Raw genomic sequence first — 11642 nt, 5'->3', positions numbered from 1 at the left:
AAGGTCAAGAAAATGACACAGCAAACATTATCAACCGCCAAGCTGCCGCGATACAGGGGGCAATGTGAAAATTAGACGATTTATTGGTAGAGACATGCGCGAAGCACTCAACATGGTCAAAAAAGAGTTGGGTGGTGAGGCTGTGATCATGTCAAATAAAAAGGTCACTGATGGCATTGAAATCGTTGCTGCCTATGACAGCCCGGCAAAGCCGACACTGTCGCGGCAGGAGACGAATCAAACTGGTCCTGCACAGGACGTGATGCAATCAGTTAAACATCGTCAAGCCAGCGGCACTGGGTCTGGCGCACAAAGCATGGCCACGAAAAAGCCAATACCCAGCTTAAGTGAAATCATCGGAGATTCCGGACCCGACAGTTTGCGAGAGCTCCTAGAAAAACAGAATGGCCAAACCACTCAGCAGCAATTGGCGAATGGTCGAAATGAAAATAATGGACACCCATCTATTGCTGGTCAAAATCAACCGTTGAACAATTCCGTTGGAACAGCGCACACAGCTAAAGCCGCAACCGATACCAATGCGCAAGCAATGGCTGACATTCGAAGCGAATTGCACTCACTACGTAATGTGCTGCAATTCCAAATATCGGGTTTACTTAAACAAGAGCAAAACCGCCATCACCCGCTGCATGGATACCTCACTTCCAGACTCGAACAGATGGGAATAAGTAGTAAAATTGCCAATGAAGTTATGTCTTACACACCGGCGGATGCCGATGAACGTCAAGCATGGCTGTATCTATTGAAGTTATTGGCAAATAGAATCAACACAAGCGGCAATGCCATTTTAAATGAACAGGGCGCTGTCGCTTTGGTGGGCCCTACGGGTACAGGAAAAACGACGACGATTGCAAAGCTTGCTGCCAGAGCGGCACAAAAATATGGTGCGGACCAAGTTGCACTGGTGACTATTGATTCTTATCGTATTGCTGCGTATGAACAGTTGGCAACTTATGGAAAAATTATTGGTTGTGCGGTAAAAAAAGCTCAAAACGCACAGGAATTATCAGATATACTTTTCCAACTTCGTAACAAACGACTTGTTTTAATTGATACCGCTGGATTTGGGCAAAGAGATTCCAGATTAATCAAACAGTTAGATACCTTGCATCAGGATTCTTGTGCTAATATCAAAAAATACATTGTGATGCAGGCCAATACACAGCATAAAGTCATGGAACAAACATTAAACGTTTTTAATCATGTGGCGCTGCAAGGGTGTATTTTCACCAAGTTGGACGAATGTTATAGCCTAGGAGAGGCGATTAGTGCGGCTATTGAACACAAACTAGCCGTAAGTTACGTAACGGATGGACAAAGAGTCCCTGAAGATATTAAAGTTGCAGATGCAAAATATTTAATCTCAACAGCGGCTAAGCTTTATAAAAAATATGGTTTGATCCATACTGAAAAGCGCGAACAAGATATTCCGGCAATGGCAGTATGATTGAGGACCAGGCGAGTAGCTTAAGACGAATGAATCAATCTCGATTAATTAAAGTAATTGCAGTGACTGGCGGTAAAGGGGGCGTGGGTAAAACCAATATCACCCTTAACACAGCAATTTCAATGGCCAAAATGGGCAAGCGAGTCATGGTCCTGGATGCTGACTTAGGGTTGGCAAACGTGGACGTGATGTTAGGTTTGCGGGTCGAAAAAAACTTGTCACACGTGCTGTCGGGAGAATGCACCTTAGATGACGTGCTAGTGCAAGGCCCTCATGGTGTGCTGATAGCACCAGCAACCTCTGGAACACAGGCCATGACAGAACTGAGTTCAACTGAACATGCAGGTTTGATCAGGGCGTTTAGCGAATTAAGAACAAATATAGATGTTTTAATCGTGGATACGGCTGCCGGCATTTCCGACATGGTGTTGAGCTTTTCTAAGGCATCTCAAGATATTGTCATGGTTGTATGCGATGAGCCCACGTCATTAACAGACGCCTATGCCCTGATTAAATTATTAAATCGTGAGCATGGGGTATTCAAATTCAAAATCGTAGCGAATATGGTTCGAAACAGCCGTGAAGGACAAGAGTTGTTCGCGAAGTTGTCCAAGGTCACAAACCGGTTCCTCGATGTGGCTTTGGAGTTGGTGGCTACCGTTCCCTATGACGAAAATATCCGCAAATCGGTGCGCAAGCAAAAAGCAATTGTCGATGCCTTTCCCAGTTCACCCGCTTCCGTTGCAATTAAAGGTTTAGCAGATAAAGCACTGCACTGGCCTATTCCTAATCAACCTGGTGGACACTTAGAGTTTTTCCTCGAGCAACTCATTGCTGATAAAGTTGTGGGTGGTCAAGGGTGAATAAAAAGGCAGCCGCTTACCAACAACAGGCTGACACAGCCCAGTTGGTAGAAAGACATGCTTCCTTAGTTAAGCGAATCGCTCATCATTTATTGGCAAGGTTACCTGCAAGTGTATTGGTCGACGATTTAATTCAATCCGGCATGATAGGTTTACTCGAGGCGGCTAAGAACTTTGATGGTTCAAAAGGTGCTAGTTTTGAAACTTTTGCGGGAATTCGTATTCGTGGCGCTATGCTGGACGAAATTCGAAAAGGTGATTGGACACCTCGATCTGTGCATAAAAATGGCCGTGCCATCACCGAAGCCATTAACCAGGTAGAGCGAGAAACTGGTCGCGATGCAAGAGATGTGGATGTCGCGGAGAAGCTCGAAGTCTCTCTGGGTGAATATCATCAAATGTTAAACGAGGTTAATGCTGGGAAAATTATTGGCATCGAGGATCTTGGGATTACTGAAGATGTAATCACCACAGAACAAAACAAAGGCAATGACATGCCTTTTCAAGATTTATTACAAGGATCATTTCAAAAAGCGCTTGCTCATGCTATTACTACGTTACCTGAACGAGAAGCGATTGTTTTATCACTGTATTATGACGAAGAACTAAATTTGCGAGAAATTGGAGAAGTACTAGAAGTCAGTGAATCGAGGGTGAGTCAAATTCACAGTCAAGCAATGCTAAAACTTAAAAATAAAATGCAATCTTGGCGGCAGAATGAAGAATAATAGAATACACTTTTTGGGTTTAATCCTCATTGGAGGCAGTTTTGGATAAAAATATGAAAATTCTTGTTGTTGATGACTTTTCAACAATGAGACGTATCATTAAAAATTTACTTAAAGACTTAGGCTTTACAAATGTTCAAGAAGCCGATGACGGGAGCACGGCACTGCCAATGCTTCAACAAGGCGATTTTGATTTTGTCGTGACAGATTGGAATATGCCTGGAATGCAGGGAATTGACTTGTTGCGAGAAATTCGTAAAGACGACAGTTTAAAGCACCTTCCAGTTCTGATGGTCACCGCTGAGGCTAAAAAAGAACAAATCGTGGCAGCAGCGCAAGCGGGTGTTAATGGCTATGTTGTGAAGCCCTTTACCGCAGCAACGCTAAAAGAAAAGCTGGATAAAATTTTCGAGAGACTGGGTTAAGACGCCCCTACAATGAGAAAATAGGAGTGTCTAATGACAGGCTCTGATAAAGCTCCTCTGTCTCTTGATGACGCCAAGAAACTAGTAGAGCTACTTGAAAGTGGCGAAAACCAAGCCGCCACAGAATTACTCGAAGAAGCATCACTCACCGATTCGGTCGAACTATTTGCCGAAGTTGGAAAACTGACTCGTCAGTTGCATGACTCACTAAACAGTTTTCAACTGGATCCTCGTATTTCAAATCTGGCCATCGAGGACATACCCGATGCACAAAGCCGCCTGACCTACGTAATTGAAACAACAGAGAAAGCTGCCAATACCACAATGGACGCTGTGGAAAGTAGTATGCCTATCGCTGAGAAACTGCATGTCGGCATTGCTAAGATCCTTCCTGAATGGAAAAAGTTGATGAACCGTCAGCTTGAACTTGGTGAATTTAAGACCCTATGCTATGAATTAGATACCTTATTGGAAGATTCGTCTGCAGATACTGTCAAGCTCAACGAGTTACTGACTGAAGTTCTTATGGCACAGGGGTATCAGGATCTAACTGGGCAAGTCATACGACGAGTCATTGAGTTAGTCAAAGAGGTTGAGGATAGTTTAGTTCATATGCTCACGGTGTTTGGCGCACCAGAGACTGCGGGTCTTTTGTCAAAAGTTGATGAAAAACCTAACAAATCTGAAACTCAGACCGATAAAGTGAAAGCAGAAGGACCAATCATCGATGCAGATTCGCGCGATGACGTAGTGTCGGGTCAGGATGACGTAGACGACTTACTATCAAGCTTAGGGTTTTAAGAGGAATTGATTCATGTCTTTTGAAGTTGACGAGGATATCCTACAGGACTTTTTAGTCGAGGCCGGTGAAATACTGGAACAATTGCAAGAGCAACTCGTTGACCTCGAAAACAATCCGGAAGACTCAGATCTACTCAACGCAATTTTCCGCGGTTATCACACTGTAAAAGGTGGTGCAGGATTTCTGGCACTAACTGAACTTGTCGATATTTGTCACGGTGCAGAGAATGTGTTTGACGTCATGCGCCAGCAGCAACGTACACTGACTCCAGAATTGATGGATGTTATCCTTCGCGCGACAGACGTTGTGGTCGAAATGTTTGAAAACGTGAAAGCGCGTGAGCCGCTAGAGCCGGCAGACCCCGAACTACTTGATATACTTCACAAGCTAAGTAAACCCGAATCTGAAGATGAAGTCGTCAGTGAGGCGCCAGCTGCTGAACCAGAAGTTGTTGAAACGCCAGAAGCACAGCCTGCTGCCTCAGCCAAAGCTGAAAGTAGCGGCGACATTGATGAGATAACTGAAGATGAATTTGAGGCTTTGCTTGATGAATTGCATGGCTCTGGTTCACCTTCTTCTGCTTCTCCCGCGCCTGAAAAATCTGAAGCACCGACTTCCGCGGGTGGTGATGATGATATTACCGATGATGAATTTGAAGCCTTACTCGATCAACTTCATGGTGAAGGCAAGTTTGTTGCGGAGAAATCTGCAGACACTCCACCAGCCAAAAAAGAACAGAATGCGGAAACGAGTGCGTCAGGGTCAGACGATGAAATCACTGATGACGAATTTGAAGCACTTTTAGATCAGCTGCATGGTTCAGGCAAAGGCCCTGCGGAAAAGGCGCCAGAAAAGCCTGTTGCTGCGCCACCTCCGCCGCCTCCTCCGCCACCACCAAAACCCGCTGCTACTGCTAAAGAAGCGCCAAAACAAGCAGCGCCCCCTAAAAAGGCTGCGGCCCCGAAAAAAGATGATAAAAAAGCACCACCAGCTGCAAGCCAAGGTGAAACGACGGTAAGGGTAGATACCAAGCGTCTTGATCAGATTATGAACATGGTCGGTGAATTAGTATTGGTGCGTAACCGGTTATTAAGCCTGGGCATCAACATTGCCGATGAAAGCATGTCTAAAGCGATTGCCAACCTAGACGTAGTAACAGGTGATTTGCAAGGCGCGGTGATGAAAACTCGCATGCAACCCATTAAAAAGGTGTTCGGACGTTTCCCTCGCGTTGTCAGAGATTTGGCGCGAACACTTAAAAAGGAAATCACCCTAGAGCTTGAAGGTGAAGAAACAGATTTAGATAAAAACTTAGTTGAGGCCCTAGCCGATCCGTTAGTCCACTTGGTAAGAAATTCTGTTGACCATGGTATTGAGATGCCAGCTGATCGCGTCGCGGCTGGTAAGGCATCAATGGGTATCGTCAAATTGTCCGCATCACAAGAAGGTGATCATATATTATTGACCATTGAAGATGATGGTAAAGGAATGGATGCAGACAAGCTAAAGGATATTGCGATTAGTCGTGGTGTACTGGACGCTGATGCGGCGGCCAGAATGTCCGATGTTGAAGCCTTTAATTTGATTTTTGCACCTGGATTCTCTACAAAAACCGAAATTTCTGATATCTCAGGACGAGGTGTCGGTATGGATGTGGTTAAAACAAAGATTAATCAATTAAATGGTACAGTGAATATTGACTCACAGTTGGGCAAAGGCACGCGGCTAGAGATTAAAGTTCCATTAACTCTAGCTATTTTACCTACGTTGATGATTGTTGTTGGTGAACAAACCTTTGCGCTGCCTTTAGGAGCAGTAAGCGAAATCATCAATATGGACATGAGTAAAATGAATACTGTTGACGGGCAATTGACCATGATTGTTCGCTCTAAAGCGATTCCATTATTCTATTTGCGTGATTGGCTTAAAAATGGTCGAGGTGCAACGGACAAAAACCAAGGGCATGTTGTTGTTGTGCAGATTGGCACCCAACAAGTTGGCTTTGTTGTTGATGCATTGATCGGCCAAGAAGAAGTGGTTATTAAACCACTAGATGCTCTGTTACAAGGTACACCTGGCATGGCTGGTGCTACGATAACCAGTGATGGTGGAATTGCCCTTATCATTGATATCCCGAATCTGCTGAAACGGTATGCTAAAAAGACTTAGTTACCAAATTACCACATAGAGCAAGCACGAGGACGCGGTTGAGCGATGGCATACAGAGTATTGGTAGTAGACGACTCAAGTTTTTTCTGCCGTCGAGTAAAAGAGATCTTAAATCAAGACTCACTTCTTGATGTAGTGGGCACTGCGCGTAATGGCGAACAAGCCATACAAATGGTTCAGGAGCTGAAACCGGATGTAGTCACCATGGACGTTGAAATGCCTGTAATGGATGGGATCACTGCCGTTAAGCGGATCATGTCGGTTAACCCAGTGCCTATATTAATGTTTTCCTCACTCACCCATGATGGTGCTCAAGCGACACTGGATGCGTTGGATGCAGGAGCGCTGGACTTCCTACCAAAGAAATTTGAAGATATCGCGGCAAATCGAAAAGAATCTATTAGTTTGCTGCAAAGCAGGGTTCGTGCGCTGGCCTCAAAACGTTCGTTGGTGGGTCGCAAAAGCCCTCTTTCTACTGCGCGTTCGCCTGGCTCAACCCCAAGAACCCAGGTTTTCATGCGCTCTAGCAGTATGTCGGTTGAGCCTGCTGCAACGCCATCTCGCTCAATCAATAAAAATACCTTTGAACGTTCATCTGGTAAGCGATATAGCGTACTCGCGATTGGCACGTCAACGGGAGGACCTGTCGCATTGCAAAAGGTGTTAACAAATTTGCCTGCAAACTTCCCTCATCCAATTATACTGGTTCAACACATGCCAGGGAGCTTCACATCTGCATTTGCACAACGATTGAATGATGCGTGTAAGATCGCTGTAAAAGAAGCTGAAAATGGCGACAGGCTCGCTGCTGGTTGTGCGTACCTCGCGCCGGGTGGCAAACAAATGTTAGTTGAAGGTTCAAGCAGAGATGCAAGACTGAAAATCGTTGAAGCCGATAGTCAGGATCACCTGCTTTTTAAACCTAGCGTCGACCTGACTTTTAGTGCCTTGGCAAATACCTTTGGTGGCGATGTGCTTGGGATTATTTTGACGGGAATGGGATCTGATGGCAAAGAAGGCAGTGCAACGCTTAAGAAACGCGGTGCTAAAATCTGGGCTCAAGACGAAAATACCAGTATTGTTTATGGGATGCCGCAAGCGGTGACAACAGCAAATATAGCAGAACGAAATATTGCGATTGATGAAATTGCAGCAAGCATCCTGACTGAAATGCAGGTAAAATAGAGAGCAATTTGTGCATATTGCTACTGGGGTAAGATCTTGATTGTTTGGGCTGTGGCCAATCAAAAAGGCGGAGTGGGAAAGACTACAACAACAGTTACACTCGGTGGCTTACTCGCCCAACAAGGTAAGCGTGTGCTTTTAGTTGATACTGATCCTCAGGCGTCGCTAAGCTATTATTTTGGTATCGATTCAGAAGAATTGTCGAGCAGTGTATATGATGTGTTTAAAGCTGCGCAAACATTAGACAAAGATAAAGTCCTTGATTGCTTATGTCCTACAAAATTGGACTCTTTGTTTATTCTACCCGCCTCAATGGCACTGGCGACATTGGACCGTACAATGGGTGCGCAAGGTGGAATGGGGTTGATTCTGAAAAAAGCCTTTGCACTTGTAGAAAACGAATTTGATTATGTGCTTATTGATTGCCCCCCTGTTTTGGGTGTGTTGATGGTTAACGCGGTTGCCGCATGTGAACGCTTATTGGTCCCCGTGCAAACTGAGTTTTTGGCACTGAAAGGCTTGCAAAGAATGATGCATACATTAGAAATAATGGCCAAAACACAAAAACGGGAATTTCAGCATTTAATTATCCCAACCATGTATGATAAGCGCGTTAATGCTGCAGCTGATGCCTATAAAGTGTTATGTGAAGATTATAAAGGTCAAGTTTGGTCTGGTGTGATCCCAGTGGACACTCGATTTAGGGACGCCAGTCAACGACAATCACCACCGTCAGTATTCTGTCCTAAGGCTAGAGGTGTATTTGCGTACCAGACCCTTTTGAAACAACTGCAAACCACAATCAGAACGATATAAAAGAGTGTGATGAAATGAACAGTGGGAATTTCGCAAAAGAAGAATTGGTCGAAGAATATTTGTCTTCTTTACTAACGGAAGAGACATCTGTCGATACCGTGCAACAAGATAGTGTTGCGAAATTGCTTGAGTCTGCAAAACTTAGTGAACATTCCGCGGCAATTGAAAGCCCTGTCGCAGAAACACAACCGGTCGAAATCAGTGCTAAAGAAAGCGTTGCAAAGGTCGAAATAAAAGAAGCAATTGATACGCCTAAATTAGACACTAGGCAAGCGTTAAGGCCGACAGCGGAGTTTCAGGCATTATTTTTTAAAGTTGCGGGTTTAACTTTAGCGCTTCCTTTGACTGAGCTAGGCGGGATCCACAAGATTGAAAAGATTGGTCCGTTGTTCGGTAAACCCGATTGGTTTATGGGTGTTATGTTACACCGAGAGGATAATTTGAGTGTTGTAGACACTGCAAAATGGGTTATGCCAGAAAAATATGACGAAAAACTGGCAGAATCTTTAAAATATCAATATCTTATTATGTTAGATGATAGTGGTTGGGGCCTAGCATGTGAAAGTTTGGTCACAACGTCTACCCTTCTTCCTGACGATGTAAAGTGGCGAGATGCCAATTCAAAGCGTCCTTGGTTAGCGGGTATGGTAAAAGAAAAAATGTGTGCTTTGGTAAACGTAAAACAACTCATTGAATTACTGAACCAGGGCCTAGGTAGTAACGATAAATAGACGCAGCTTGTAGGGAGCGAGTCATATGAATGACGAAAGAATTGCCAATAATGCCGCAGTAGATAGCAATGATGAGGTTTTGCAGTGGGTAACATACCGACTCGGCGAAGAAACCTATGGTATCAATGTTATGCAGGTACAAGAGGTGCTTAGGCATACTGAAATTGCTCCTGTGCCTGGTGCTCCTGAATATGTGTTAGGTATAATAAATCTTCGCGGTAATGTCGTGACTGTCATTGACACACGCACACGCTTTGGTTTGCCACCTACAGATATCACCGACAATACACGTATTGTTATCATCGAGTCGGATGAGCAGGTGGTTGGCATCCTGGTTGATAGCGTTGCCGAAGTTGTCTATCTGCGTTCATCAGAAATTGACAGTGCGCCGAATGTTGGAACAGAAGAAAGTGCCAAATTCATTCAAGGCGTGAGTAATCGCGATGGAGAATTGTTGATTCTTGTCGACTTAAACAAACTGTTAAGTGACGAAGAATGGGATGAAATCAGCGGTCTGTAAAAGGCTTTTGGCAAGTATTTGATAAAAACCCTGGTCTATTGAGCAGGGTTTTTTGTTTAATCACTTTTTTAGTCTAACGAGGACATAATATGACATCGCAAGAGCTGGTAATTTTAGCTGCTGGATTGGGGTTGTACATCGTTCTCTTAGTATGCGTACTGATATTATTTAGCCGTTTAAAATCCCTCTCTCATCAATATTCTGATCTTGAAAAAAGATTCTTCAAAAGCCTCAAAACTCAATCGCTCTTGCAAGAAGAGCTAAACGAAGTTCGCTCAGGAGCTATCGGTTTAAGTAACAAAGTAAAAGAACTTGTTGTAAATGTGATTGGATTGTCAGATAAGCTCAATGAAATCGAGTATCTTGATCCAGAAACCAGGTTGTATGCGCAAGCAACCAAGATGGTAGAGTCTGGTGCGACTTTAGAAGAGCTGATGGAAGAATGCGACTTGCCTCGTGCCGAAGCTGAATTACTCATGTCAGTTAAACAGAATAGATCTTAAACATTTTTATCTATCAAAGCTCTCGTTTTAGGCTGCTAAAACTCAGACCCCTTGGCCATTCCAATTTACTGTTTTCGTATTCGATGCGAACATTTAATCGCTTTCAGATAAGCACCTGAGTGTCATGGCGTAGGCCTTCTTTAATTTTTGTCTGTCTATCAACATTGATTTGCGAGGTTCGTTTTTCAGCAGAACATTGGTAGTGGTTTTTCAGTGAATTGACGTGGGTGTCCAATCAACGCATTGGTGGGTGTCCACGCAATGCACACGCAATGCATTAATGCCCAATCAATGCACTAATGGGTATCCAAGCAATGCACTGCTAGTGGGTGTCCATTATCTTTCAATTTGTCCACACATTACTTATAACATTGTTTTGAATGTTGTTTTTGTGGTCAATCGCTAATCATTTCAATGAGCGTTTAGACGTCTAGACGTAAAGATGTTGACTTTTGAGGTGGATTAAGACAAATTTGCGTCATCTTTAAGTTTATCGGAGTTTCTATGCCTATTCGTATTCCTGCTGAATTGCCAGCGTTGAATGTGCTAAACGGAGAAAATATCTTCGTGATGGAAACTGAAAAAGCGGCTAAGCAAGATATCCGGCCCCTTGAGGTCGGGATTTTAAATCTAATGCCCAATAAAATCGAAACGGAAATACAGATTCTTCGTTTGTTATCGAACACCCCACTGCAAATTAATATTGACTTGATTCGCATCGATAACCAGGCACCTAAAAATACGCCACAAGCGCACATGGATAATTTTTATTTGTTGTTTGACGATATTGCACATAAAAACTATGACGGGTTGATTATTACCGGTGCGCCTATCGCGCATCTTGAATATTCCGATGTTAAGTATTGGGACAAGATCACGACAATCATGGAATGGTCGAGACGACACGTGCAATCCACACTATATTCATGTTGGGCTGCACATGCGGCCTTTTATCATTTCTACGGGTACAACAGAAAACTAAGAAAGCACAAATTGTCAGGTGTGTTTGAACACCAAGTTAATCACAAGCATGACGAATTATTGCGTGGTTTTGATCCGATGTTTTGCGCACCTCATTCACGATTTGGTGAAGTACCAATTGAACGCTATCAGTCAACACCAGGTCTGAGCGTTTTGGCCAGCTCTGAGGAGACGGGTGCCTACATAGTCGCATCGCAAGACAAACGTATGGTGTTTCTGACAGGACATCCTGAATATGATCCTGATACCCTTGATCAAGAATATAATCGCGATATTGGAAATAACTTATCTCCAAGTGTTCCACAAAACTACTATGAACAAGATGACCCTAGTAAACCTTATCGGGTAACATGGCGTTCACATGGCACATTACTGTTCACCAACTGGCTAAATTATTACGTTTATCAAACGACGCCTTTTGATCTGGCTAAATTGCCAAAAAACCAATAAG

The 11642-nt window shown here is 43.8% G+C and carries 12 protein-coding genes; all 12 read left to right on the top strand.

The window, feature by feature from the left end; genetic code table 11:
• Positions 1-64: 64 nt before the first annotated feature.
• The 12 genes from flhF (at position 65) to metA (ending at position 11641) form a co-directional block, all read left to right on the top strand.
• Positions 65-1468, top strand: a complete 1404-nt coding sequence (flhF, locus tag FM019_RS19090; protein ID WP_143837642.1) for a flagellar biosynthesis protein FlhF — start codon at positions 65-67, stop codon at positions 1466-1468.
• A complete protein-coding gene (locus FM019_RS19085) occupies positions 1465-2331 on the top strand; it encodes a MinD/ParA family protein (RefSeq protein WP_143837640.1) in 867 nt (288 codons plus the stop codon). The genes flhF and FM019_RS19085 overlap by 4 nt, the downstream gene beginning before the upstream one ends.
• The gene (locus FM019_RS19080) at positions 2328-3059 is read left to right on the top strand and encodes an RNA polymerase sigma factor FliA (RefSeq protein ID WP_143837638.1); all 732 of its coding nucleotides are present in this window, start codon (positions 2328-2330) and stop codon (positions 3057-3059) included. Before FM019_RS19085 ends, FM019_RS19080 begins: the two co-directional genes overlap by 4 nt.
• Before the next feature lie 41 nt (positions 3060-3100).
• The gene (gene cheY, locus FM019_RS19075) at positions 3101-3484 is read left to right on the top strand and encodes a chemotaxis response regulator CheY (protein ID WP_143837636.1); all 384 of its coding nucleotides are present in this window, start codon (positions 3101-3103) and stop codon (positions 3482-3484) included.
• A gap of 33 nt (positions 3485-3517) precedes the next feature.
• A complete protein-coding gene (locus FM019_RS19070) occupies positions 3518-4285 on the top strand; it encodes a protein phosphatase CheZ (protein ID WP_143837635.1) in 768 nt (255 codons plus the stop codon).
• A 13-nt stretch (positions 4286-4298) separates the two neighbouring features.
• Positions 4299-6455, top strand: a complete 2157-nt coding sequence (locus FM019_RS19065) for a chemotaxis protein CheA (RefSeq protein ID WP_143837633.1) — start codon at positions 4299-4301, stop codon at positions 6453-6455.
• A 45-nt stretch (positions 6456-6500) separates the two neighbouring features.
• Positions 6501-7640: a chemotaxis response regulator protein-glutamate methylesterase gene (locus FM019_RS19060; protein ID WP_143837632.1), complete on the top strand. Its 1140-nt coding sequence runs from the start codon at positions 6501-6503 to the stop codon at positions 7638-7640.
• 36 nt (positions 7641-7676) lie between these two features.
• Complete coding sequence (locus FM019_RS19055; RefSeq protein WP_143837630.1) at positions 7677-8456, top strand: ParA family protein; 780 nt, start codon at positions 7677-7679, stop codon at positions 8454-8456.
• Between the two features lie 14 nt (positions 8457-8470).
• Positions 8471-9187, top strand: coding sequence for a chemotaxis protein CheW (locus tag FM019_RS19050; protein ID WP_143837628.1), 717 nt, complete (start codon positions 8471-8473; stop codon positions 9185-9187).
• A 25-nt stretch (positions 9188-9212) separates the two neighbouring features.
• Positions 9213-9707 (top strand): chemotaxis protein CheW, encoded by a 495-nt coding sequence (locus tag FM019_RS19045; protein WP_143837626.1) that lies wholly within the window; start codon positions 9213-9215, stop codon positions 9705-9707.
• Positions 9708-9796: 89 nt separating this feature from the next.
• Positions 9797-10210 (top strand): DUF2802 domain-containing protein, encoded by a 414-nt coding sequence (locus FM019_RS19040; protein WP_143837625.1) that lies wholly within the window; start codon positions 9797-9799, stop codon positions 10208-10210.
• Between the two features lie 504 nt (positions 10211-10714).
• Positions 10715-11641: a homoserine O-succinyltransferase gene (gene metA / locus FM019_RS19035; RefSeq protein ID WP_143837623.1), complete on the top strand. Its 927-nt coding sequence runs from the start codon at positions 10715-10717 to the stop codon at positions 11639-11641.
• Position 11642 lies beyond the last annotated feature (1 nt).

The organism is Aliiglaciecola sp. M165, assembly GCF_007197995.1.
Lineage (GTDB): Bacteria > Pseudomonadota > Gammaproteobacteria > Enterobacterales > Alteromonadaceae > Aliiglaciecola.
This window is presented reverse-complemented; position numbering and strand designations above follow the sequence as displayed.